General features: G+C 71.2%; 23 protein-coding genes. 9 read left to right on the top strand and 14 right to left on the bottom strand.

Annotated features, from left to right (window positions below):
- Positions 1–60: 60 nt before the first annotated feature.
- Positions 61–498, bottom strand: a complete 438-nt coding sequence (locus ABI214_RS13480) for an SPW repeat protein (RefSeq protein ID WP_348603047.1) — start codon at positions 496–498, stop codon at positions 61–63.
- 529 nt (positions 499–1,027) lie between these two features.
- Here ABI214_RS13480 and ABI214_RS13475 point away from each other — a divergent pair.
- Positions 1,028–1,570, top strand: coding sequence for a hypothetical protein (locus ABI214_RS13475; protein ID WP_348603046.1), 543 nt, complete (start codon positions 1,028–1,030; stop codon positions 1,568–1,570).
- A 52-nt stretch (positions 1,571–1,622) separates the two neighbouring features.
- Here ABI214_RS13475 and ABI214_RS13470 read toward each other — a convergent pair whose 3' ends face one another.
- Positions 1,623–2,483, bottom strand: coding sequence for an SDR family NAD(P)-dependent oxidoreductase (locus ABI214_RS13470; RefSeq protein ID WP_348603045.1), 861 nt, complete (start codon positions 2,481–2,483; stop codon positions 1,623–1,625).
- A gap of 238 nt (positions 2,484–2,721) precedes the next feature.
- On the opposite strand from ABI214_RS13470, the gene ABI214_RS13465 reads away from it, so the two are divergent.
- From ABI214_RS13465 to ABI214_RS13455, 3 genes are all read left to right on the top strand, one after another.
- Positions 2,722–3,249, top strand: coding sequence for a hypothetical protein (locus tag ABI214_RS13465; protein ID WP_348603044.1), 528 nt, complete (start codon positions 2,722–2,724; stop codon positions 3,247–3,249).
- Between the two features lie 66 nt (positions 3,250–3,315).
- Positions 3,316–4,344 (top strand): hypothetical protein, encoded by a 1,029-nt coding sequence (locus ABI214_RS13460; protein ID WP_348603043.1) that lies wholly within the window; start codon positions 3,316–3,318, stop codon positions 4,342–4,344.
- 17 nt (positions 4,345–4,361) lie between these two features.
- On the top strand, positions 4,362–5,117 hold the full coding sequence (locus tag ABI214_RS13455; RefSeq protein WP_348603042.1) for a hypothetical protein: 756 nt from the start codon (positions 4,362–4,364) through the stop codon (positions 5,115–5,117).
- Positions 5,118–5,127: 10 nt separating this feature from the next.
- Here ABI214_RS13455 and ABI214_RS13450 read toward each other — a convergent pair whose 3' ends face one another.
- Genes ABI214_RS13450 through ABI214_RS13430 form a run of 5 tightly spaced genes read right to left on the bottom strand, consistent with a single transcriptional unit; the run spans position 5,128 to position 8,509 of the window.
- The gene (locus ABI214_RS13450) at positions 5,128–6,081 is read right to left on the bottom strand and encodes a copper resistance D family protein (RefSeq protein WP_348603041.1); all 954 of its coding nucleotides are present in this window, start codon (positions 6,079–6,081) and stop codon (positions 5,128–5,130) included.
- An 8-nt stretch (positions 6,082–6,089) separates the two neighbouring features.
- Complete coding sequence (locus ABI214_RS13445) at positions 6,090–6,641, bottom strand: copper resistance CopC family protein (protein ID WP_408587020.1); 552 nt, start codon at positions 6,639–6,641, stop codon at positions 6,090–6,092.
- Complete coding sequence (locus ABI214_RS13440) at positions 6,638–7,291, bottom strand: YcnI family copper-binding membrane protein (RefSeq protein ID WP_348603040.1); 654 nt, start codon at positions 7,289–7,291, stop codon at positions 6,638–6,640. The genes ABI214_RS13445 and ABI214_RS13440 overlap by 4 nt, the downstream gene beginning before the upstream one ends.
- A gap of 44 nt (positions 7,292–7,335) precedes the next feature.
- The gene (locus ABI214_RS13435) at positions 7,336–7,863 is read right to left on the bottom strand and encodes a hypothetical protein (protein WP_348603039.1); all 528 of its coding nucleotides are present in this window, start codon (positions 7,861–7,863) and stop codon (positions 7,336–7,338) included.
- A 16-nt stretch (positions 7,864–7,879) separates the two neighbouring features.
- Positions 7,880–8,509: a DUF6474 family protein gene (locus ABI214_RS13430; protein ID WP_348603038.1), complete on the bottom strand. Its 630-nt coding sequence runs from the start codon at positions 8,507–8,509 to the stop codon at positions 7,880–7,882.
- Positions 8,510–8,719: 210 nt separating this feature from the next.
- Here ABI214_RS13430 and ABI214_RS13425 point away from each other — a divergent pair, with 210 nt between their 5' ends.
- Complete coding sequence (locus ABI214_RS13425; RefSeq protein ID WP_348611605.1) at positions 8,720–10,276, top strand: TM0106 family RecB-like putative nuclease; 1,557 nt, start codon at positions 8,720–8,722, stop codon at positions 10,274–10,276.
- Positions 10,277–10,699: 423 nt separating this feature from the next.
- Here the strand turns inward: ABI214_RS13425 and ABI214_RS13420 are convergent, their stop codons facing one another.
- From ABI214_RS13420 to ABI214_RS13390, 7 genes are all read right to left on the bottom strand, one after another.
- Positions 10,700–11,467 (bottom strand): SDR family NAD(P)-dependent oxidoreductase, encoded by a 768-nt coding sequence (locus ABI214_RS13420; RefSeq protein ID WP_348603037.1) that lies wholly within the window; start codon positions 11,465–11,467, stop codon positions 10,700–10,702.
- 91 nt (positions 11,468–11,558) lie between these two features.
- The gene (locus ABI214_RS13415) at positions 11,559–12,746 is read right to left on the bottom strand and encodes a VWA domain-containing protein (RefSeq protein ID WP_348603036.1); all 1,188 of its coding nucleotides are present in this window, start codon (positions 12,744–12,746) and stop codon (positions 11,559–11,561) included.
- Entirely contained in the window at positions 12,743–14,971 is a 2,229-nt protein-coding gene (locus tag ABI214_RS13410; RefSeq protein WP_408587049.1) for a DUF5682 family protein, read from the bottom strand. The genes ABI214_RS13415 and ABI214_RS13410 overlap by 4 nt, the downstream gene beginning before the upstream one ends.
- Positions 14,950–16,053 (bottom strand): ATP-binding protein, encoded by a 1,104-nt coding sequence (locus ABI214_RS13405; protein ID WP_348603034.1) that lies wholly within the window; start codon positions 16,051–16,053, stop codon positions 14,950–14,952. Before ABI214_RS13405 ends, ABI214_RS13410 begins: the two co-directional genes overlap by 22 nt.
- A complete protein-coding gene (locus tag ABI214_RS13400) occupies positions 16,050–17,468 on the bottom strand; it encodes a DUF5691 domain-containing protein (RefSeq protein ID WP_348603033.1) in 1,419 nt (472 codons plus the stop codon). The genes ABI214_RS13405 and ABI214_RS13400 overlap by 4 nt, the downstream gene beginning before the upstream one ends.
- On the bottom strand, positions 17,465–18,754 hold the full coding sequence (locus ABI214_RS13395) for an SWIM zinc finger family protein (RefSeq protein ID WP_348603032.1): 1,290 nt from the start codon (positions 18,752–18,754) through the stop codon (positions 17,465–17,467). Before ABI214_RS13395 ends, ABI214_RS13400 begins: the two co-directional genes overlap by 4 nt.
- Positions 18,755–18,905: 151 nt before the next feature.
- Positions 18,906–21,596, bottom strand: coding sequence for a hypothetical protein (locus ABI214_RS13390; RefSeq protein ID WP_348603031.1), 2,691 nt, complete (start codon positions 21,594–21,596; stop codon positions 18,906–18,908).
- A 149-nt stretch (positions 21,597–21,745) separates the two neighbouring features.
- Between ABI214_RS13390 and ABI214_RS13385 the strand changes: the two genes are divergently transcribed.
- The 4 genes from ABI214_RS13385 to ABI214_RS13370 all read left to right on the top strand — a co-directional run bounded on the left by ABI214_RS13385 (position 21,746) and on the right by ABI214_RS13370 (position 24,161).
- Complete coding sequence (locus ABI214_RS13385; RefSeq protein WP_348603030.1) at positions 21,746–22,333, top strand: hypothetical protein; 588 nt, start codon at positions 21,746–21,748, stop codon at positions 22,331–22,333.
- A 1-nt stretch (position 22,334) separates the two neighbouring features.
- The gene (locus tag ABI214_RS13380; RefSeq protein ID WP_348603029.1) at positions 22,335–22,976 is read left to right on the top strand and encodes a DUF6308 family protein; all 642 of its coding nucleotides are present in this window, start codon (positions 22,335–22,337) and stop codon (positions 22,974–22,976) included.
- A 65-nt stretch (positions 22,977–23,041) separates the two neighbouring features.
- The gene (locus ABI214_RS13375; RefSeq protein ID WP_348603028.1) at positions 23,042–23,257 is read left to right on the top strand and encodes a hypothetical protein; all 216 of its coding nucleotides are present in this window, start codon (positions 23,042–23,044) and stop codon (positions 23,255–23,257) included.
- A gap of 76 nt (positions 23,258–23,333) precedes the next feature.
- Entirely contained in the window at positions 23,334–24,161 is an 828-nt protein-coding gene (locus ABI214_RS13370; protein ID WP_348603027.1) for a hypothetical protein, read from the top strand.
- Positions 24,162–24,163 lie beyond the last annotated feature (2 nt).

Here is a 24,163-nt window from a genome sequence, read left to right as displayed (position 1 = left end):
GGAGTGCGCTGACCGCGACCGCCACCGCGGGTGTCGGTGTCGGTGTCGGATCGAATACCGCTACCTGCGCATCCCTCCTCGGGTCATGCCCATGCCCAGAAGTCCGGCTCCGAGGACGAGGACCACGGCGCCCACCACCACGTTCGACCAGATCATTCCCGGGCTGGTGCTCACGTTCCTGACCAGCCACGGAGAAACGATCAACCAGGCCCCCAGTAACGGGGCGACGAACGCAATGCCGTGGGTGCGCCCGAACGAGGTGGCGTGACCGACGGCCAGCAGCGCGACCGCAAGGCCGGCGAACAAGTTGCACATCATCAGCGACGTCTGCCCGCTGAACCCGACGATCCACGGCGATGCGGCCGCATAGAGTCCGGCCAGAACCATCAGTCCCTCGGCGAGCTGCGGAACGGGGCTCTCCCCGAATTCGTCGTAGCGGGCGCGAAGTTCGGCGATGTCTGGGTGGGTTTCCATCGACATGGACGGTGTTGTCGACATGACGGATCATCTCCTCGACGTTGTGTCCCAATATCGAGACTAGTCCGCTTTCACAGGCTCACGCGATGGCCGGAACGACCCGACCGGAACAGTGGGAGTGGCGAGAACCGGCGCCCGGTGGAGTCGAATTCCAAGCGGCCGTTCGGTTTTTGGAGGTGAGCTGTCGGTGCACGTAGGTGCGCTCCGGCCGTTCGAGTGCCATCCTGGAAGGGCTCGGACGAACCCCACGCGAGATGGGTGATCCTCCGGCGGCACGGACCGTCGCGAGCGCAAGGAGGTGAGGACATTCATGAGTTCTAGTCACAGTCCTCGCCCCATCGTCACCGAGTTCAGCGCCGCCTGACGCCGCAGCGCACGCGTCGACCTCAGGGAATTCACGTCTGCCCGCAGACAGCTGTGTGTCGTCGTGGCCGGCCGACGGGCGATGGGTGCCGCATGCATCGGCTTTTCGTTGCATCACTGTGCGATCGAATCGGATCTCCCCAGTGGGCAGCCCGAGGGTTGCCCGAGGACAGAAGAAGGAGTTCTCATGTCACGCGATTTTCTCTATGGCGTGCAGTCGCTTCCACGGAGCGAAGTGCCCCGGACATGGTCGAGTCGATCAGGTTCGATTCTCGACCTTCCCGCGCAGATCGACTTCGAAACCGCTAGTCGGACATATGGTCCAGACGATCGGGTTCGGCGGGATGGCCGTCGATCGAGCCTATCGCGAACCGTTCCGGACGAATTGCGAACCGTGCCAGATGAATTCGTATCCGCGACTTCCGCCGTCTCGGCCCGTGCCGCCGTTCCAGGGGTGGGTCGGGTGGTGTCCTCTGCGCTCGAGGGCGTTGCGCTGGCGGTGATGGTCGGAAGCCTCACCGGAACGATCACCGGCGCGGCTGTCGGAGGCTTTCTCGGCGGTGCCGGACCGGCTTTCACCGTTGCTCTCCTGCCCGAAGCCGCCGCGACATGCATCGGCGGCGCCTTGATCGGGGCACCGATCGGAGCGCTCGCCGGGACGGTCGCCGTCGGTGGTGGAGGACTGCTCGTCGCCGCGGCGAAGATCTTGGGCAGTCTCTCCTGGTCATAGGTCCGGCGAAGCGCCCTTGCGCTACCGCCCCGGCTCGGGGCCGCGAGATATCTCAGATTCCGGAGGCGAATCGTCGGTGTCGCGCGGCGTCGGCGCGTTCGGTGCTGATCGCATCGACCAGACGGGTCAAACGTCCGAACGTCGGTCCCATCCGCCGTGGGCGGTGGACGACGGCGTCACAGATGACCAGGCCGGCCTCCTCGGGTGTGAGTGCCGCAGTCTCGAGGTACTGCGCGTTGGGCGTGATCATCGCGGTTCGCACCAGCGGCATGTACACCGACGTGAATGTGATGTTCTCGTCCAGGGTTTCGGCCTGGAACGACGTGCAGACCTCGTCGAGCGCGGCCTTGGAGGCGACGTAGGCGGAGTACCCCGGGCCGCCGAACAGGTTCGCTGCCGACAGCACGTTGATCACCTGGCCGAAGCGGCGCTCACGCATGCCCGGAAGCACGCCCAGCATCAGCCGCACGGCTGCGTGGTAATTGAGCCGCATGGTGCGTTCGAAGTCGTGCGCCCGGTCGTACGACTGGGCGAGGGACCGGCGGATAGACCGTCCGGCGTTGTTGACGAGGATGTCGACGCCGCCGTGTTCGTCGAGGACCCGGCGCACCATCGCATCCGACGCGTCCCCGTCGTTCAGGTCGCACGAGTACGCGAATGCCTGACCGCCGCGGGCCGTCACAGCGTCGACTACGTCCTGCAGCTCCGGTTCGCGGCGGGCGACCAGCAGCACGGTGGCGCCGGCGGCGGCGATTTCGATTGCGGCGGAGCGGCCGATGCCCGACGACGCCCCGGTGATCATGACGCGCCGTCCTGCCACCGCCTCGGTGAGCGTGCGGCGCCGCCGCCGCGGGAACGGGCCTCGCGTGTCGAGCGCATGCTTGGCCTGGAACCACCACCCCGTCGACGTCATGGTGACGGATCCTATGCGACATCAAGCCGCTGATCGGGCGAGTTGTCCGTACCGGTGCGCCGCATGATCCGGGTCGCGGTCGACGGAAAACCGGTGCGGGCAAACAAACATTTTGTCGCTTCACCTCTGGACACTCGACCAACTGTCGAGTATCAATAATCGACCCCGTATCGAATCGGACCGTTCGGTTCGGAGCTCGGGGCTGTCCGCTCGACCCGAACGTCCCTTAAGAGGATTCATGCGCAAAATCACGCTTGCCGCTGCTGGAGTCGTCGCAGCCGCCGGACTGCTGGTTCCGGCAACGGTCGCGAACGCTGCCAACTCGGCCAACACCGACGTCACCTTCGTCATCACCGGTATGGGTGGCAGCCTGTCCCTGATCACCGGCGGTCCGGTCGGCACCATCGTTCCCGGGTCGGGCGGCGCCAGCGGCACGCTCACCACCGTCACGGTGACCGACTCCCGCGACGGCTCCGGACGCGCGTGGACCGCCTCCGCATCGTCGACCGACTTCGTCGGCCCCAACATGACGATCCCGAAGAGCGCGGTCAGCTACAACGCGACGGCCGTCGCCGGCGGGCTGTTGGGTGGCAACCTGGCCTCGACCGGCGCGCAGTCGCTGGACGCCCCCAAGGCGGTGGTCAATCGCACCGGGCTGAACTGGCCGACGGAAATCATCACCTGGACTCCGGCGCTCAAAGTCGACTACCAGGGCGGTGCCCCGATCGGGACCTACGCAGGCACCGTTACCGTCTCGGTCGCCTAGAGCATTCGGCACTCCCCGGCCGGGGCGCGCACCGCGCGCCCCGGCCGGCCCGCTAGAAAGTGATCCATGCGTCCCCTCTCCGCGCTGCGTAGCCTCCTCGCTGTTCTCGCCGCCGTTCTCATGGCGGTCGGGATTCCCGCGTCCGCGTTCGCCGAGCCCGACCAACCGGCGGGCGGTGCGCTCGACGGGTCGATCGGCATCCGTCTCGTCGATGCGCCGGTGGAACTCAAGGACGACCCTCGGGCGCTCCGGTACATCATCGACAACCTGCCCCCCGGAACCACCATCACGCGACATGTGATGGTGTCCAACAACACCGGCGCGCCGGCGAAGATCGACGTGTACGCAGGATCCGCACGGGTCGCCGACGGCTCGTTCGTGCTCGAGGAACCCGGCCAGACGAACCCGCTCACGTCGTGGACCACCGTCGACCGCCCGACACTCGAGCTCGACAACGGTCAGCAGGCCGAGGTGGCTGTGACGATCGCGGTCCCCGAGGACGCACCGGAGGTCGAGCAGTACGCGGTGATCTGGGCGTCGCACAAGACGCCCGCGAGCGACGGCAGCGGCATCACCAACGAGTCCCGCGTCGGCGTCCGCGTCTACCTGTCGGTGGGACCGGGCAACGGTCCGCCCGCCGACTTCACCATCTCCAGCCTCACCCCGCGCCGCGGGCCGGACGGCACCGCATCCGTCGTCGCTTCGGTCACCAACACCGGCGGCCGTGCAGTCGATCTCGCCGGCACCCTGAATCTTTCGGGCGGACCCGGAGGCCTGTCCGCCGGCCCCATCGACGGCGTGGTCGCAACCATCGCGCCAGGCGAGGACGGCGAGGTCGCCATTGCCGTGCCCGACAGCACCGCCCTGCCCGCCGGCCCCTGGAAGGCCGACGTGAAGCTCGGGAGCGGCATCATCAAGCACGACATGTCGGCGACGGTCACGTTCCCGGACAAGGGCGACGGCGAATCCGTCGGGGCGTCCGATTCCACGTCGTGGCCGCTCATCGTCGGGATCGTGGTGGCGGTGCTCGTCGTCGCTGGACTCGGTGCATACCTGGTGATCCGCAAGCGTCGTCCTTCGAGCGCGGAGCAGTAGCCATGTGGCGCAACAGGATGCCCCAGACCCTGCGTCTGTCGGTCGCCACCGCCGGCGTGCTGGTCCTCGTCGGGGCGCCGGTCGCTGCGGCGGCACCGTCGGATGTGACGACGACCGAAGAAGCGAGCACAACGACAGCAGCGCCGACGACCACGACCACCACGGCGCCGACGACGACCCCTCGCCGATACGTCGCCCAGCGTGATTCCTCGAACGACACGCCCTCGGCGACGAGCGTGACCTCGACGACGGCCGCTGCGCCCCCGTCGGCGCAGTCGACCACGCAAACGACGGCGACCACCACGGCGACCACCACGACGTCGGCGCCGTCGGCTCGCGCCGGCGTGTTCGAGACGGCGGCGCAGGGCCGGGCCGGCCTGTCCATCACCGTCGCAGGGGGCTACGGCACCATCGTCCCCGGGGCGGACAGGGCGAGCGGAACCCTGACCCTCATCTCCGTGACCGCCACTGGTGGTCTGGCGGGCTCGCCAGTCGATTGGACCGCCACCGCGTCGTCGACAGACTTCGTCGGCCCCAACGGCACTATCCCGAAGAGCGCCGTCACCTACACCGCGACCGCGATCGCGGGCAATGTGGGCGGTTCGACCTCGACGCCGACGCAGACACTCGAAACCCCGAAGACCGTCGTTGCCCGTACGGGCAGCATCTGGCCGTCCGAGACGATCACGTGGACCCCATCGCTCCGGGTCGACTACCCCGGCGGCGCCCCCGTCGGTACCTACAGGGGCACCATCACCGTCTCGGTCGCCTAGCCGTCGCGGATCAGGCGGTGGTCGCCAGTGCCGCCGCGAGTCCGAATGCGATTGCCATCACCGCCGATTCACCGACCGCGCGTCGCAGCGACGCGTCGGCGCTCATGCGGTGCCCGGCGGCGGGCGCGACCCACGTGCGGCGCAGCCACCACCCCGACGCGAGCAGGACCGCCAGCGCGGTCACCTTGGCGAGCACCACGCGGCCGTACCCGGTGGTGACGAGCGGCCCGAATCCGCCGAGGCGAATAGCGGCGTTGACGACACCGGTCGCCGCGAGCACCCACACGCACCGCCACGCGATCGTCGAGTAGCGCGGCAGCAGCGACGACCACGCCCCGCGGGAGCGGGCGGTGAGCGCCAACGCGACGAGCATTCCGAACCACGTCGCGGCGGCGAGGACGTGTCCGGCGTCGAGCAGGGATCCGAGCGTCTGCTGCGACATGTGGCCGCTGATCGGGCGGGCGATGAGTGCGAGCCCGGACAGCGCCAGCACGGGGGCCGCGGGCCACGGCAGGCTCCTCCGGAAGGCGACCGCGGCGACCACGGTGATCAGTGCGGTGCACACCACGGTCGCGGCGCCGAGTCGGCCCGCGCTGACCAGGCGGACGAAGTCGACGACGGTGCCCGGTGCCACCGTGAACCGAGAGCGACCCTCGGCCTCGGCGGCCTCGAGGACCACCAGCACGATCTCGGCGACCGTCCAGGCGCCCGCCAGCGCGGCGGTCATCTGCCACAGCAGACCGGAGTCGAGGGCGGGTCGGCGCTCGTCGCGTTGGAGCCACTGCCATCCGGCGAGCCCGAACACCGTCGCCCCGAGCCCGACGGCGAGCACCCGGATCACGCTGGTGGGGGAGGGGCCGTCCGGGGTGGCGAGCAGCCACGCGAGCCCGACACCCACCAGCGCGGTGAGAACGGCGGACAGCAGCCACGCCCGGCCGGCAGCGACCGTGCCCGCCGTCCTCATCGCCTCTGTCAGTTCTCGCCGCGCGGCTTGCGCAGCGCGAACCACAGGCCGCCGGCGACCACGACGACGCCGACGCCGACGAACACCCAGATCAGCGTGTTGCCGCTACCGGAGGATCCGTCCGAGCTGTCGGAGGACTGGCCTCCGCTCGCCTTCGGGCCGGGCGTGCCGGTGCCCTCCTGCGTCAGCGCGAACACCTGGGTGCCGCTGACGGGGTGGCCGTCGGCGGACGTGACGCGGAACGCGATCGTGTACTCGCCGACCGGGCCGAGACCCTCGAGGGGCACGCTGACCGAGTCGCCCTGGACCGTCGGGTTGCCCTTCGACCACAGGTTGCCGTCGGGGCCGACGACGGTGAGCGACGCGAACTTCTCCTGCAGCGCCTCGTTGAACCTCAGGCTCACACGCTCGGGTGCGGTCGCGATCTGCGCACCGTTCGCCGGGTCGCTGCCGATGACCGCGGAGTGCGCGGACGCCGTGCCGACGCCGAGCATCGTCGCGAGCATCGCCACGAAGCCGATCGCGATGACGCGGAAGCTGACTACCTTGCGACCGTTCATGCGCGACGGCTCCGGATCATCGCGGTGACGCCCAGCAGGGCGCCCAGCGCGCCCAGCGCCAGGCCGATGCCGCCGAGCCAGCGCGCGGTGGTGTCGGTGGTGTTCGTGGTCTCGGCGGCAGCGGGCATGTTGCCGTGCGCGTCGCCGTCACCGGTGCCGGCCGCGAGGGTCAGCGACGGGGCCGGGCTGTCGGGCTCGCTGCCGTCCGGCAGGGGCTGCTGGTTCCACTGCACGACCTTGCCGTCGCTGTACGTCTGGGTGGCGGGGAACTCCACCTTGTCCTGTTCGGGCAGCGGCCCGGCGGAGAGGACGAACTGCTGGAACTGGCCGGGTCCGACGCTCACGCCGGGGTTCGCGGTCCAGGTCACCGACGTCGCGGTCGCAGACGCCGGATCCTTCTGGACGGTCGACGTCCAACCGGGCATCGGCTCGGTGCGGGCCGACTTGAGGTTCGGCAGCTGCACCGTCACTGCCGTGGTGCCGGCGGTCTCGGACTCGCTGGGGACACGGAACGTGAGGACGGTGTAGCCGCCCTGCTCGGCGCCGGGCGCGGCGACCGAGACGTGTGCGGAGGCCACGCCGGTGGCCAGCAGCAGCGCGCTACCCGCGGCGCCCGCCGTCAGGAGGGCGCGGGAGAGGATTCGCTTCATTTCTTTCGGGTGTCTTTTCTGTGCGGAGTGTCCGGGTTCGCGGGTCAGGCGAACACCGGCGGTCCGCGCCGGGACAGGCCGGCGGCGAGCACAGCGAGACGGGGTGCACGGCGGCTGGGCGGCCGCGGTCGGAGGGGGCGCGCGGATTCGACACCGAGCACGGGTGGCTCCAGGGCGGCGCGCAGGACAGCGGTGATCGGCCCGTACAGCCGCTCCGCGGTGAGGATCAGGGCCGCGCAGACGACGGTGGCTGCCGCGTGCGCGGCGAGCATCGCGAGCGCGGGCACTCCGTGGTGGACGTGGGCGTCGGGCGCGAGCGTCAGCGCGAGGTGGCCGACGCTCTGCCCGGCGGCGAGCGCCACGAGCAGCGCCCACCGGCTGCGGCTGAGGACGGGCACGCCGCCGACGGCCGCGCCGACCCCGGCGCAGGCCGCGAGCAGCAGCGTCAGCGCCGCGGAGTCGGGGAGCCCGCCACCGCCGATGCCGTGCGCGGCGACGGCCAGCGTCGCCGTCGTCGCCCCCACCGCGCCGCCGCGGAGGGCGGCGGTGGGGGCGGGACGACGGACGGACACGGTGATCGAGAAGGGGTCAGCGCACGCCGAGGCGGGCCAGGATGTCGGCCTCGACGCCGTCGAGTTCCGCGGAGATGGCGTGGTGGGCCTGCTTGCGGCGGGCGGCGGGCATCTGCTCGGCCGAGCGGACGGCGGTGCCCAGGTCGCCGAGGCGGGCGCGGATCGCGGACGCGAACTGCTGGGTCTCGGCGTCACCGGGGTGGCGGGTGACGATCTCGTCGACGGACTTCTCGGCGCCGGCGATGCGGGCGGTCAGCTTGGCGCCGTGGCCGGTGTACTCGCCGAGCTGGTCGACGGCGATGCCCATGCGCTGCGCGCGCTGGGTGTCGATCTGGCCGCGCAGCGCGGTCGCGCCGCGGTACGCGATCGGGACGACGACGGGTGCGAGCAGGCGTGCGACGCCGAGGTAGCGGCGCAGCTGGGCGACGCTCAGGCCCTTCTCCGCGGCCTTGACGGCGGCCTTCTCCTGGGCCTTGAACGTGGCGATCTGGGCCTTGTCGACCTTCTTCTGCGCCTTCGCGTCGGACCGGTGCTTCTTGCGGTCGTTCTTGGCGCCGAGCTTGGCCTCGAGCTTGGCCCGGTGCTTGAGCGCCTTCGCTTCGGCCTTGCGCGTGGCACGCCGCTTACGTTTCTTGAACAACCCCACTGGAAAGGCCCCTCCATCTGGTGTTTCGGCGCGGGCGCGAACTGCGTCACAGCCTATCTGTGCTCGTTTTTGATCGCCGCTTTCGGCTTTACCCTAGGCGAGCACATAATCTTCCACATCGTGTGTTCCCCGATCGGCCCGCAGGACGGCGCCGGCACCGCGCAGGCGGCGCCGGCTACACGTGACGCTTCTGTCGCCCCGGCCCCCATCCTGCTCGAGCCCGGCGCGCTGACGCGGTGCCGCCATCGGATCCATCTCGACGCCACTTACCCCGACCAGCTCGTCGGGGTGCCCGAGAACACCGGCGTCAAGCAGCGGCAGGAGGCCGCGGCGGCGCAGCGCGAGGCGGTGCGGATCCGGCTGGCCGACGCCGACCCCGACGCCTGGGTGCGGATCGAACCCGACGGACCGGCCGGTCGCCGCGCCCTGGCGACCCTCGAGGCGTGCAGGAGCGGGGCCGACAAGATCTGGGGTGCGGTGCTGCCGTCCGAGCGCGACACCGGTCGGCGCGGACGCGTCGAGATCCTGCTGCGTGACGCCGACCGCGGCGGCTACATCCCCGTCATCGTCGTCAACCACAAGGTCACCGACCCGGGCAGCGGGGCGACCACGTCGGGACTGTTCGAGTGGGCGCCGGCCGTCGACGAGACCCGCAAGGTCCGCGCGCAGCTGCGCGACCAGATGCGGCTGGCGCACGTGTACCGGATGCTCGAGCGGCACGGGCTGGCGAGCCCGTCGCTGCTGGGCGGCGCCATCGGCTACGGCGCCGACTGCGTCCTCGTGCACGACCTGTCCACCGTGTTGGACGACTACGACCAGCGCTTCGCCGACCGGATCGCCGTCGCCCGCGGCGAGGTGCCGACGGTGCCGTCGCAGATCGGCGAGTGCCGCTCCTGCCCGTGGTGGTCGGGCTGCCGGGCGAAGCTCGAGGAGACCCACGACGTGTCGCTGGTGGCGTCCGGATCCCGCGCCGAGGTGCTGCGCGAGCGGGGCGTGCGCACCATCGAGCAGCTCGCGGCGTGGGAGGGCGACGCCCCGGAGGAGTGGCCGCACAACTCGTTCCACGACACCGTCGTCACCGCGAAGGCGTGGCTGGCCGGGGCGCCGCTGGTGCGACGCAACGAGACCGTCACGGTGACCCGGGCCGACGTCGAGGTGGACGTCGACATGGAGAGCTATCAGGAGCACGGCGCCTACCTGTGGGGCACGCTGCTCAACGTCGCGGGCACGTCGGTGTACCGGCCGTTCGTGAGCTGGGACCCGGTGCCCACCGTCGACGAGGCGCGCTCGTTCGCCGAGTTCTGGACGTGGCTCATGGCCGAACGAGCCGGTGCCGCCGCTGTCGGGAAAACCTTTGCCGCGTACTGCTATTCGCGGTCGGCCGAGGACAAGTGGCTGCTGGACTCGGCGCGCCGGTTCGCCGGTGTGGAGGGCATCCCCACCGTCGCCGAGATCCGCGAGTTCATCGACAGCCCGCAGTGGGTGGACATCTACCAGGCCGTCGGGGAGAACTTCGTGTGCCCGAACGGCAAGGGGCTCAAGAAGATCGCGCCCGTCGCGGGCTTCCACTGGCGTGACGCCGAGGCGAGCGGCGAGGCGTCGATGAGCTGGTACCGCGAGGCCGTCGGGTACGACGGAGAACCCGATCTCACCCAGCGTCAGCGGCTGCTCGAGTACAACGAGGACGACGTCATCGCCACCAAGGTGCTGCGCGAGTGGATGAGCGAGCGTGCGGTCGAAGAGATTCCGCACGAGTCGGACCTCTGAGTTTCATATCGGACATTACGCGCAATTTGTACTAAAAACCGACTGATTGTTACGGTTGATGCTCCGATGATGTCTACTCCTGAGCGGAGGTGAACACGCATGCTTCTCGGTTCTCTCGGACTGACCCTGGCCAGCCTGGTCGGCGGTCTCCTGGGCGGCCTCGGCAGCCTCCTGGGCATCTGAGTCGTCGTAGCAGCGCGCGCACCCCGGCCGTCGGTCGGGGTGCGTTGCTTTTCTCGAAAGATCCTCATGCCCAGACGCGTTCGCTCGTTTTGCGCACTTGTCGCGAGTTTCGTGCCCCCGGCCCCGCGCTTTGCGCGCTTATCGCGGGGGTTGGGGCCTGGGTTGCGCGTTTTGCGCTCTTGTCGCGCAGACGACGAACGCCCCGGCTCGGATGAGCCGGGGCGCCGTCGAGAGCGGGGACTACCGCGGCGCCATGCGCAGCGCACCGTCCATGCGGATGGTCTCGCCGTTGAGGTAGTCGTGCTCGACGAGGAACTGCGCCAGCTGGGCGTACTCGTCGGGCTTGCCGAGGCGCGACGGGAACGGGATGCCGGCCTCGAGGTTCTTGCGGTACTCGTCGGTGACGCCGGCGAGCATCGGGGTGTCGATGGTGCCGGGGGCGATGGTGTTGACGCGGATGCCGACCTGCGCGAGGTCGCGCGCCGCGGTGATCGTCATGGCGTGCACGCCGCCCTTGGACGCGGTGTACGCGATCTGGCCGATCTGCCCCTCGAACGCTGCGACCGACGCGGTGTTGATGACGATGCCGCGCTGGCCGGAGTCGTCGACCGTGGGCAGGTGCTGCATCGCGTTGGCGGCCAGGCGCATCACATTGAACGTGCCGAGCAGGTTGACGGTGATGACCGTGCGGAACAGCTCCAGGTCGTGCGGGCCGTTCTTCGACAGGATGCGGCCCGCCCAGCCGACACCGGCGCAGTTGACGACGGTGCGCAGCGGAACGCCCGACTCGCCGATCTTGTCGATAGCGGCCTGCACGTCGGCCTCGCTCGTGACGTCGGTGGGGATGAACGTGACGCCGGCCGGCACGTTGTCGCCGGCGCGCTCGATGGACTGGGCCAGGTCCAGGCCGAACACGGTGGCACCCGCGTCGGCGAAGCGCTTCGCGGTGGCGGCACCGAGCCCGGAGGCTGCGCCGGTGATCAGTGCCGCGGTTCCCTGGATTTCCACTGCTTTTCCCCTTCGGTCCGGGTCGACCACTTCGGTCGGCCGTGGTGAACTGCACCATAACGCGGCGACGGGCCGCGGCGCTGGCCGGTGATCACACCGGCCCACCCGACGCCGCGGCGAGATCGTGCCGGCGCGCCCACGCGGCGACGTCGCCCTGCTCGAGCGCCACGGCCAGCAGGTCCGGGAACCGGTCCGGGGTGCACGCGAAGGCCGGAACACCCAGTGCGGCAAGCGCTGCCGCGTTGTCCCGGTCGTATGCGGGCGCACCGTCGTCGGACAGCGCCAGCAGCACCACCACCTGGACGCCGGCGTCGCGCATCGCGGCCACCCGGGTCAGCATCTCGGCGCGGATCCCGCCCTCGTACAGGTCGGAGATCAGCACGAACAGCGATTCGGTGGGGCGGGTGAGCAGCGACTGGCTGTAGGCGATGGCGCGGTTGATGTCGGTGCCGCCGCCCAACTGGGTGCCGAACAGCACGTCCACCGGATCGGACAGCTTCTCGGTCAGGTCCACGACCGCCGTGTCGAACACCACCAGCGACGTGCGCAGCGCCCGCATCGACGCCAGCACCGCGCCGAACACCGACGCGTACACCACGCTCGACGCCATCGACCCGGACTGGTCGATCGCGAGGACCACGTCGCGCTGCACGGCCTGGGATCGGCGGCCGTAGCCGATCAGTCGCTCCGGCACCACCGTCCGGTACTCCGGCAGGTAGTGCTGCAGGTTCGCCCGGATCGTGCGGTGGAAGTCGAGGTCGCGCAGCTTGGGGTTGGTGGTGCGGGCGGCCCGGTTCAGGGCCCCGGTGACCGCGGTGCGGGTGGCCCGGGCCAGGCGTTCCTCGATCTCGCGGACCACCCGCTCCACCACGATCCGCGCGGTCGCCTTGGTGGTTTCCGGCATCACCCGGTTCAGGCTCAGCAGCGTGCCCACCAGGTGGACGTCCGGTTCGACGGCTTCGAGCATCTCCGGTTCGAGGAGCAGCTGGGTCAGCCCGAGCCGTTCCATCGCGTCGCGCTGCATCACCTGCACCACCGAGGTGGGGAAGTAGGTGCGGATGTCGCCGAGCCAGCGCGCCACGCGCGGCGCGGACCCGCCGAGACCGGCGCTGCGCCGCGAGTTTCCGTCGGCGGGGCCGGCGTTGTCGTACAGCGCGGACAGGGCGGCGTCCATCGCGGAGTCCGACGCCGACGCCAGGCCGCCGGTGGACTCCTCGGCGACGTCGCCGAGCAGCAGCCGCCAGCGGCGCATCCGTTCGTCGTCGATCGGTGTGCTCATGCCGAAATCCCCAGGATCAGGGCGGTGGCCGTGAGGGCGCGACCGCCGCGGTCGGTGTCGAGGGCGACGTCGGCGGCGGTGGCCCGCTGCCCGTCGCGCAGGATCTCGCCGAGCGTGCGCCGTTCCGCGGGGCCGAACCCGCCGAAGGTGCGGCGCAGCGCCGGCAGCGCGTCGAGGAACTCGTCGGCGTGCAGCCCGGACACCCAGGTGTCGATCAGCGCGAGCAGGTCCCGGTCGTGGACCAGCAGCAGTCCGCTGCCGCCGGCGAACCCGTCGATCCACCGGGCCTTCGCCGCGGCCGAGACACCGGCCGACAGCGCGCGGCCGACCCGGGCGGTGGTGTCGGCGGTGTCGAGGCGGCCGACGTCGCGCAGCAGGCGCACGGTGCGGCCGGTGAGCAGTCCGTCGACGTCGTCGCGTCCGGCCAGCGTCGTCAGGGTGTCGAGCCACCGGTCGGTCGACGCCGGGTCGTCGCGCAGGGTCAGCGCGGCGTGGACGTCGTCGAGCGCGCCGCGCAGCGCGTCCGCGGCGTCGGCGTCGAGGCCGGTGACCGCGGCGGGCAGGCCTGCACAGATGCGCACCAGCAGGGCGTCGACGACCCGGTCGAGGGCGGACAGGTCGGTGCCGCGCACGTCCCCGTACCGGTGGGTGCGTACCAGCGCCGGCAGCGCCGCCATCAGGTGTGCGACGTCGTGGTCGAGCGCGGCGGCCGTGTCGACCGCACCGAGCAGGTCAGCGACGGTGTCGCGCAGGTCGGCGAGCAGGGCCTGCTCGAGCAGGCCGGTCACCTCGGCCAGCGTCACGTCGGGCCGGGCGGCCCGGTCGCGCACGACGGCCTCGGCGGCGGTGGCGACGGTGGTGCCCCAGCGGGCCGCCTCCACCACCGCGACCGCGAGTTCGGGCCGCCAGCGCAGCTTCCACGTCTCCCGGAACGTGCCGGTCGAGCGCACCGTGGACTGGGTGGGCACCGCCCAGTCCACGTCGAGCAACCGCAGCCGGTGCAGCAGCTGCGACCGTTGCCGGTCGAGATCGGTGCGCAGATCCAGGTTCTGTTCCTTCTCGGACGGGGAACGCTTGAGCCGCAACGACTTCGACCGCGCCTGCAGATCGGCCTCGAGCGGCACGGTCGGGGTCGAGTCGGGGACCTCGCCGAGGGACTCGCCGACGACCAGGCGCCGCGTCACCAGGTCGAGCAGCAGTTCGTCGCCGTCGCACAGCACCGCGCGGGTGGCCTCGGTGACCTCCGCGAGACCCGGCAGTGGCCGATCCCGAAGCGCCGCAAGGGTGTCCGCGAGCCGGGTCGCCTCGATGACGTGTGCACTCGACACCGGCAGGTCCTCGGCCCGCAGCACCCGCGCCACCCGGGTCAGCCACCGCGCGACGGTGTCGTCGGGGGCGGTGAACAGGTGCTCGTACCAGCCGGGGGAGACGATGCCGGCGCCGTAACCGGACGCGACGGACAGCCTGGAGTGGGTCCACGGCACCCAGGTGAGCGAGGCCTTGACCTTGGGGAGTCCGCGCAGCAGTCGGGCGTCCGGCGCGGCCGGTCCGAGGCGTCCGGCCAGGGCGGGTGCGTGCATCGCCCCGCACACCACCGCGATTCGCAGCGCCCCCGCCTTGATCGTCGCGCGCAGCACCTGCCGCATGTGGGCCTCGCGCCGCGCGGTGTGGTCGTCGAGGTCGACGCCCTCGCGCAGCGCCGCCATCGCCTCGGTGATCGCGTCGAAGGCCGTGACCGGATCGTCTTCGTCACCGGGGTTCCGGGATTCGACGACGGTGTCCCACCACTGTTCGAAGTCCTCGTAGCCGGCCGCCGCCGCCAGCGCGGTCAGCGGATCCGGGCGGGCGGACGCGTCGGCGTCACGGTTCGCGGCGAGCGCCAGCGTCGCCGGCAGGTCGCAAAACCGCACGTCGGCGTCGTGGAACACCGCCCAGCGCAGCGCCTGCCACTCCGGCGAGAACACCGCCAGCGGCCAGAATGCCGCGCGCGCAGGATCGTTCGCGGCGTACCCGAGCAGTGCCACCGGTGGCCGCAGCTGGTCGTCCGCGGCGAGCGGGACGAGGGCGTCGGCGTCGGCCGGACCCTCGATGAGCACCGTGTCCGGTTCGAACGCGTCGAGCGCGCGCAGCAGCGCCCGGGTGGAACCGGGGCCGTGGTGCCGGATGCCGAACACCCGCACCTGCGCGCCGGTGGGGGAGTTGGTCACCCGGCCACCTCGCGGCACGCCCGGTAGAAGTCGTCCCACTCGGTGCGGTGGCGCACCACGGCCTCGAGGTACTCGGTCCACACCACCCGGTCGGCCACCGGGTCCTTGAGGACCGAGCCGAGGATGCCGGCGGCGACGTCCGCCGAGCGCAGGGTGCCGTCGCCGAAGTGGGCGGCCAGGGCGAGACCGTTGGTCACCACCGAGATCGCCTCGGCGGTCGACAGCGTGCCTGACGGGGACTTGACCTTGGTGCGGCCGTCGACGGTGACCCCGTCGCGCAGCTCCCGGAACACCGTGACGACGCGGCGGATCTCCTCCGCGGCAGCGGGCACCGGCGGCAGTTCCAGTGCGGCGCCGAGCTGTTCGACGCGGCGGACCACGATCGCGACCTCGTCGTCGGCGCTGGCCGGCAGCGGCAGCACGACGGTGTTGAAGCGGCGGCGCAGCGCCGACGACAGGTCGTTGACGCCGCGGTCGCGGTCGTTGGCGGTGGCGATGACGTTGAAGCCCTTCGCCGCCTGCATCTCGGTGCCGAGTTCGGGCACGGGCAGGGTCTTCTCCGACAGGATGGTGATGAGCGCGTCCTGCACGTCGGCCGGGATGCGGGTCAGTTCCTCGATCCGGGCGATGGCGCCGTCGCGCATCGCGGTCATCACCGGCGACGCCACCACCGCGGCGGGAGTCGGGCCCTCGGCGAGCAGTCGCGCGTAGTTCCAGCCGTAGCGCACCGCCTCCTCCGCGGTGCCGGCGGTGCCCTGCACCAGCCGCGTCGACTCGCCGGAGATCGCCGCCGCCAGGTGCTCGGACACCCACGTCTTCGCGGTACCGGGCACGCCGAGCAGCAGCAGCGCGCGGTCGGTGGCCAGCGTCGCGACGGCCACCTCCATCAGGCGCCGCGGGCCGATGTACTTGGGGGTGATGGCGGTGCCGTCCGGCAGCGTGCCGCCGAGCAGGTACGTCACCACGGCCTGCGGCGACAGCCGCCACGACGGCGGCCGCGGACGGTCGTCGGCCGCGGCCAGCGCCGCGAGTTCGTGCGCGTACTGCTGCTCGGCGTGGGGACGCAGCAGGGCCGGCTCGGCGGTCAGGGTGTCGGTCACGTCAGCTCCTGGTGAAGGTGTCGGCGGTGGGTGAGGATGTCGGCGGCGGCCGCGAACAGCGCCAGTCGGTCGAGGTCGCCGGTGCGGGTCGCGGCGTCCGAGAGCACCGACTCGAGGTCGAACGGGGCGCGGTGGGCGAGCAGGTCGACGGTGGGCCGCAGCGCCGCGGTCCGCAGGCGGGACGCGTACACCCCGGCCATGACCGCGGCGGCCACGTCGTGCGGCCACGGCGCCGCCAGCGCCGCGAGCAGGTTCGGGTCCGGCAGCGCGCCGTCGCGGGTGGCCCGCAGGCGCGCGATCAGGATGTCGCGCGGCAGGTGGGCCGCGACCTGCGCGTCGACGGTGCTGTCGCGGCGCAGCAGCGCCACGGCCCAGTCGGCGTCGCCCTGGTCGGCGACCGCCGCGGACCAGGCGGCCTCCAGCGCCGACGTGAACGGCTCGGCGACCGTCACGTGCGGCAGATTCTCCGGGGTGACGCCGATCTCGGTCCACACCGCGAGCGGTGCGGCCTGCACGACCAGGGACAGCCGGACGTCCGGGCGCGGCGCGCTGCGGTCGTCGAGGCCGTCCCGCAGCGCGGCGTCGTCGAGCCGTTCGGGCAGTGCCACGGTGACGACGCCGTCGGCGACGCGGGTCCACTCCCGCAGCCGCTGCGCCATGCGCTGCCGGTACGCGGCGCCCGGCAGGCGTCGCAGCACTCCCGCCGCGGCCTGCCGCACGCGCAGGCTGCGGTCGTCGAGGGCCTGCTCGAGCAGCGGCTCGTCGCCCACGCCGAGGCCGGTCGCGAGTTCGGTGACGAGGGCGGACCGCTGCTCGGCGTTCTCGGACCGCCAGGCGGCCGAGAGCAGGGCGGTCGCGGCGGCGGCGTCGGTGCACCGCAGCGCCGCGAACCAGCGCCGCCGCACGGCGGGGGCGCCGTGCCGCCAGTCCTCGTCGTCGTCCGGGTCCGGGGCGCGCAGCGGCGCCCAGTCGGGGTTGCGCGCGGCGAGCCACTGGCCACGCGGCCCCGCGAGCGCGACCAGTCCGTCCCGGTACTGGGCGAGCCGCACGGCGGCGCCGAGCAGGTCGACGACCAGGTCCGGTGGGGGCCGGAAACCCGCTGCGGCATCGAACCATTCGGGCAGCAGCGGGGAGTCGACCACGAGCAGGGACCGCAGCCGCGTCGCCGCAGCCTCCGGCAGCAGCGGCCGCGGATCGTCGAGGGCGGGCGCCGGCACCGACGCCGCGGTGGGCGCGCTCGCCCCGGCGAGGAACGCGGACTCCAGCGCCGCCGCCGCGAGCAACGTCGCAGCGGGGTCGCCGCCGTCGAGGGCGGACGCCGCGTCCGCGGTGTGCAGACCGTCGAGCGACACCGTCGAACGGGCGGTGCCGAGAAGTGCTGTCGCGGTGAGAGATTCCGGGTAAGGGCGGATCATGCGGCGATCACCGCGCCGGCGTCGAACACGGAGGCGGGCAGCAGAGCGGTGCCGTCCCAGTCGCCGCACACGGTGACCGGATGGCCGCCGGAGACGGCGAGCAGCTGCCAGCGCGACGTGTCGTCGCCGCCGACGGGCAGGGCCCGGCCGGTGCGGTCGACGACCTGCCACGTCCCCGCGGTGACGGTGGGGGTGACGTCGGCGAGGAGCATCGGCCACGAGCGGACCCACGGGTCGGCGGCGAGCGCGGCGGCGTAGCCGGCGAGGGCGGCGGCCGGGTCGGTGGCGTCGGGCAGGGTGGTGAACGGTTCCGGTGCCGCGTGCTGGGTGCCCAGCTGCGCCCGGAGCGGAGCGGCGCCGGGATAGAAGTGCAGATCGGCGTCGACCAGCGTTCCCGGAATCGGTGCGGCCGTGGTGAATTGGGCGCTGCCGTGCGCGAAGTCGAGGAGCAGCGCCCAGCGGCCGGAGTCGCGCCCGCGCAGCCACACCCGACGGGTGACCAGGCGGCCCTCGTCGGCAGTGCGGACCGCCAGCACCTGCCAGCGGTCGCGGACGGCGGGTTCGGCGCGCACCTCGTCGGCGCGGACGGGGACCCCGAGGTGCGTCTGCACCGACCGGTTCAGCGGCTCCGGCAGCCGGTCACGGTCGCGGAACGCGCGGATCAGCAGGTGCAGGCGCGCGTACTCGGAGAGCAGCGGAGCCGGCCAGTCCGGGTCGGTGGCGACGAGGGACGGCAGCGAGCGCAGGGTCGAGGCGACGCCCGGTGCCTGCGCGTCGACCATGCGGGCGGCGATGGCGTCGTAGGCGGCGGCATCGTGGGGGACGGAGCCGAGGCCGGCGACGATACGGTCGGTGAGCCAACGCTCCAGCTCGTCGAGACCGGCGGCGATCCGCTCGGTGCGGCGCTCGGCGGTGGCCGGGTCGGGCGCCGTCTTGGCGGGTGTCGCGGGCGTGGCGGCGGCGCGGGCCGCCCGGGTGGCGAGCCAGTCCGTGACGAACTCGGGGGCCTCGGCGACGGGCACGGCGCCGTCGGCCCAGCGCAGCAGCAGGCCGACGGCGTGCTTGCACGGGAACTTCCGACTCGGGCACGAGCAGCGGTACGCCGGGCCGGTCAGGTCGACGGCCGCCCGGTACGGGTTTTTGCCGCTGCCGCCGCACGAGCCCCACAGAGCGGTGTCGGTGCGGCCGGTGTCCGCCCACTTCGACGCCAGACCATGGGCAGCCGTCAGCGACGCGGAGTCGGGGGCGGCGGCCGCGACCTGCGCGGGGGACCAGGGTTCTGTCACGTCGGAAAAACGTACGGCAGATCCCCGACAAGTCGCCAAGCGTGCACGTCGATCGTGGGGACCGTCACGGCCGGCGCTACCGTGGTCGGCGGCGACGCCGGGCAGCTCCCGTGTGACACCTGGCCCGGGCCGCGATAGTCGCTCGCGATGGTCACTTGTGCGTGCGTCGGGACGAGCGGGCCGCCTTCTTGGCGGCGCTCTTGATGCTCGCCAGTTCGTCGCGGGCGAATCCGAGGTGATGCGCCGCGCGCATCCAGCTGTAAAGGTCCGATGCTGCGCGATGCCGGCCGAGCTGGGTGTAGCAGGCTGCCAGGTCGAACGCGGACCTGCGGGCTCGCTCGGCGATCGCGGCGTCCGGGGACATACCCGCGATGTCCAGGATCATTCGATGGGCGGCCGCCGTTTCGTGGATGCGGCCGAGTCCCGTCAGAAGTAGTGCCTTGTTGCGGAGGCATTTGATCCGGCGGAGCCGGCGCTCGGGCGAGTCGACGGACAGGTCGTGGATGCGGAGAGCGTGGTCATAGGCGGTGAGCGCGGCGACGGGGTCGCCCAGATCGTCGATCAGAACGGCGCGGTTGTAGGCGGCTACCTCGCGGGCGGTCACGATGTCGCCGTCGGACGATCCGTCGGAAAGTCGTTCGAGCGCCTCATAGGCCTCGATTGCCGCACGCTGCTCGCCGAGCCGGCCGAGCGCGATGCCGAGCCGCAGGTGACCGCGCGCCTGAACTCGGCGTGCTCGGGTGTCGAGATCGGGGCGACGCAGGGCGGCGCGGCGGGCGACGTCGACCAGCTCCTCCCACCGCCCAGCCTCGAGAAGGAGACCTCCGAGCACGTCCAGTGCCGCAAGCCCCAGCATGACGACGTTCGGATCCGGATCGGCGCCCGTCTCGGCCGCGATCGCCGAGAGGAGTGCTTCGGCGTCTGCGTGTCGCCCCTCGTCGATCGCGCTGTCGGCCCGGTACAGCCGTTCGCGCAGCTCGCGGTAGCGGGCTTCACCCGCCGAGGCAGGCACGCCGTCGGTGGGCGAGGAGATCGCGAGAATCCGTTGATTCTCGACCGCGAGCGCCACGGTGTCGCGGATGTCCGGGTCGTCACTGTCCCCGTGGGTCGTCTCCAGGCCCCGCAGCAGGGTGTCCGCCACCTGGCGTTCGCCTCGCTCCGCGGCGCGGGTCGCCTGCACGAGGCGCCGTCGGGCATCCAGGCGGCAGATGCGCACGTCCGAGTCGTCGACGAACAGGTCTGCGAAGCGCCGCAGGGCACCGTCGATCTCGGCGGGCTCGAGACCGGGCGACTGCCACACGGAGAAGAGTGCGTTCGCGGCCCACATGCGCGCGTCGGCATCGGTGTCCGAGGCGGCGCGATCGACCGTCTCGTTGATGACGCGGCGCGACTCGACGAGGTTGCCTGCCTCCCGCAGGAGACGTCCCTGCCAGTACATCGCCTGGACGATCGCGGCCCCGACACCGGGCACATCGGTAGCGGCTGCGAAGCGGGACGGCACCAGCGCCAGCGTCGCGAGGGCGTCGTCGCGCCGCCCGATGTCGGTGAGCCGAAGTGCCCGATCGACCATCGCCAGTGCAAGCGGCACAACGAGACTCGCGTCGTGCTCGTGCCCGGCGAACCGCACGTCGAGCCGCTCGTAGAGCCGCACGGCACCCTCAGGGTTCCCGAGCCGCGAGGTCACCTCGGCGAGGCGGGACGCCACGCGAACCCGGGCTGCCGCCGTGGCCGCGCTGGTGTCGGCGGCGAAAGCGTGGTCGGTGTGGGCCAGGACCTGGTGATCGGCCGGTGTCTCCGCGCCATGTTCACCAACCCGTCCGAACACCCACCACAGGATCGCCTCACGCGCAGGCTCGGACGGGCAGGTGGCATAACGGTCCACGAGTGCCGTGGTGTGAGCGACGGCGGCGAGTTCGCGATCGGCGTCGGGTAGGCGATCCAGCACCCGGTCGAGATATCGGGCCTGTTCGGTGACCGTGTCGAAGTCGGGTTCGATCGGCAGGCTCAGTGCGCGCAGTCCGTGAGCAATCGCCGTCGTCGCCGGTACACCGCGGCCGATCTCGTCATCGACGAGACGGAGGGACGCGGCATGCAGGATCGCGCGCGCCGAGGGAAGCGACTCGGCCTCTGCGACGACGCGGTGCATCAGCGCGATCGCGGACTCCGGGTCGTCCCCGCTGTCGTAGCGGATCTCCGCCGCCCGATGGAGCGCCGCGACGCGCAGAAGGCTCAACCGCTCGTCGGATTCCGAGGTGAGGGTGAGTGCCAGAGTCTCGAGTCCGACCGCCACCCGACCGCGATCCTGGCTCAGGTGCCCTCGCAGGATTTCGGCGGTATACATGGCCTCCGCCCGTGCCTGCCGCACGCCGAGCGGTTGATCGTTCCCGCCATGACGCTCCGCGAAGGACTCCGCCGCTCGTAACACGTCGACCAGCACGATCGCGTCTTCGGGCTCGTGCTGGTGAACCCACTCGATGGCCTCGAGTTCGGCCAGCGCGCGCGCCTCCCGGACGGCGTCGGCGTCGAAGCCGCCCGTCAGTTCGGCCATCCTGGCGATACGTCGCTCCACCGCATCGCGAGGTTCGAACGGAACCTCCAACCGGACGAGCATCCCGGTCGCCTGGGCTACGGCGATCGCTTCCCCGTCATCGGCGGCATGCCGGTGCGCGTTCAGCGTCAGGGCCAGGATTCGGTGCGCATGCTCCTGATCACCTGCAGCCAGCATCTCGCGGGCACGGCGCACGGCGTCACGAACCATCTTCGGTCCTTTCCGTGCGTCACCGACCGCGGCGAGTTCGCGGTCGACGAGCGTCACATGAATCGAGAACTGGCACCGGAGCATGCCGATGAGAATCTATCGGCCCGAATGCGCTCAGGTGCGCGGTATGTCGCGTGCAGTACGGGCGAGAGGGCGAGCGAGGAGACGATCACCGGGCTCCGTCCCGGTCGGGACGATTTCCTGTTCGTCGAGGACGGGTGCACGATCGTGCGGTGAACATCGCGATCAAGCCGTCCGCCAGCGCGGAGAACTTCCGCCTTCTGCAGAACGACCCGTTCTTCGAGGTCGTCGTCGATCTGGTCGCCGGCTACCTCGCGTCGGCGTTCGAGGACCCGGCCTCGGGCGAGGTGGACCAGTGGACCCTCTCTTGCCTCCCGGAGACGGGCAAGACCGCCGAGCGCGAACGTCTGTTCACGCTCAGTATCGGCCCGATGGAAGTGCTCTACGTGGAGCGGTACATGGAGAACGGGGAGACCGTCGACTTCCGCACCGTGCTGTACACCTCGCTGTCCGCGCTGATGCGCAGCACCGGATACAGCCTCGACGGACTCGCGATGGCGAATCCGTTGCTGCGCTTCAAGCAGACCGAACTCGCCTCCGCGGACGGTGACGGTGTGCTGATCGACTGGTTCCTCTCCGACGAGGGCGCCGACGACCAGTTCTTCGAGCTGCCCCTCGACGAGACGACGATCCGTCCCCTCGCCGAGCGACTGGTGAGCAAGGGCCGCGGCCCCTACGCGCAGTACCACAACCGGTTGTTCGCGCAGCACATCCTCGATGCGATGAACGAGGATGCCTGACATGACTATTCGGCTCCCGAAGGTTCTCGCCGCCGGCGACGACGATGCCGCGGTCGAGGTCCTTCGGGGCTACTTCACCGAGCCGCTCGTGAAGACCGGGTTCATCCGCAGCGGAGCCCGATGGGACACGTGGGACTCGACCGGCACCCGTGGCCGGGACGCGAACGTCTACACGGCAGACGACCTCGTCGCCGCGACCCTGTTGTCGGTGGAGGTGTCTCCCGACGGCGCGCAGATCCTGCTGCGCGAGCGCCGTGACGAGTTCACCGAGTTGCTCGTGGAGGTCGGTCCTGACCGCGATCTCGTCGACCAAACGTCCGAGCTGACGCCCGAGTCGCCGGTATGCCGGCTCGAAGCCGCACTGTGGACGGTCCCGAGCATCGGCCGTACCGTCGCGTCGAAGCTGATCGCACGGAAACGTCCGCGGCTGTTCCCGATCTACGACCGTGCCATCGGCGAGGTTCTCGGCACCAAGCAGGCGCACCTCGAACCCGTTCGGCAGGCCCTGCGCGCGAACGACGGCGAACTGCACCGTCGGCTCGTCTCGCTCCGGGCGCAAGCAGGCCTGGACGAGTCGGTTCCGGCCTCGAGAATCCTCACGGTCCTCGCCTGGATGCAGCTCAAGGCCCCGCGGACGACGTAACCGATGAGTTTCGCTTCTCCGTCCGGTCGATACCTGTGAGACGACATCGACCGAGGGAGGCACGCATGACGATCGACGAACTCGTCGTGCACGCATGGGATCTCGCCCGCGCCACCGGCCAGCCCTTCGAGTCCGATCCCGCGAGTGTGGAGGCCGGCCGCGAGGGTCTCTACGGACCCGTCATCCCGATCCCGGCGGACGCACCGGACCTCGACCGGCTGCTCGGATACGCCGGCCGCGATCCGCGCTGGGCGCCAGCCGAGCAGGTCGTCGGCGGGTAACCGCGGCCGGTGAGTCTGGGCGATCATGGATCGACACGACACGCGGAAAGGTCGATCCCTGATGGAGGAAGCAGCGATGGCGGAACGCTCCGCATCCGGCACTCGACAGCCGGTGGACTACGGCGAAGTGGAGGGCGCGGTCCTTCAGCCGCTGCCGGACGAGGGACACCGCGGTGTGAACCGCCTCAGCGTCGCGCTCATCAGCGACGCGGAGTCGTTCGATGCGCTGCTCGCGGCGTTTTGGCGGGTCGAGGCGGCGCATCGCCATGACGGCCGGTGCTTTCTGACGCTCGACGATCCGAACCAGTGCCTCTACACGAGCGGACACGCGCGCGCCAAGCATGATCTGGACGGGGACATCGCGTACCCGGACGACGACACCGACGACGCGCTCACCGCCTACGACACAGCGGTATTCGAGTCGGCCGGAGCGGCGCTCCGAGATCCGGACCGGGCTGTGCGGTGGGAGGACGTGGGCAACTCGCTCGTCACAGAGCCGAGCGACATCGAGGCGTTGGTGGCGCTCAATCGCGACCCGGGTCTGGTCGTGGACGACGTGCACGTGGTGCAGTGCCTGCCGACCGCGGACGATACCGATCTGCTCGCCGACCTCCCGAACGGCTACTTCGCCTGCGACTGGACGCCGTTCGAATGCCACGCGGTGGCGCGCCGAATGGGCGAGCGGCACGGGTACGCGCTGGTGGGGATCGGCGCGTCCATGCTCGGGTTCCTCAGCGTCCTCGATGCCGAGCAGCGAGACGTCGACGCTCTGATCGCCGATCTACGAGACCTGTACGGGCACAGTGACGCCGACGCCTGGACCGAACTCGCCGACGTGCTTCGGGGGTCGTCCGTGCTACTTCTCGGATACACGGAGGACTTCGCGGAGCTCACAGAGACCTAGGG

Origin of the sequence: Prescottella soli (genome assembly GCF_040024445.1) — a bacterium.
GTDB classification, from domain to species: domain Bacteria; phylum Actinomycetota; class Actinomycetes; order Mycobacteriales; family Mycobacteriaceae; genus Prescottella; species Prescottella soli.
This window is presented reverse-complemented; position numbering and strand designations above follow the sequence as displayed.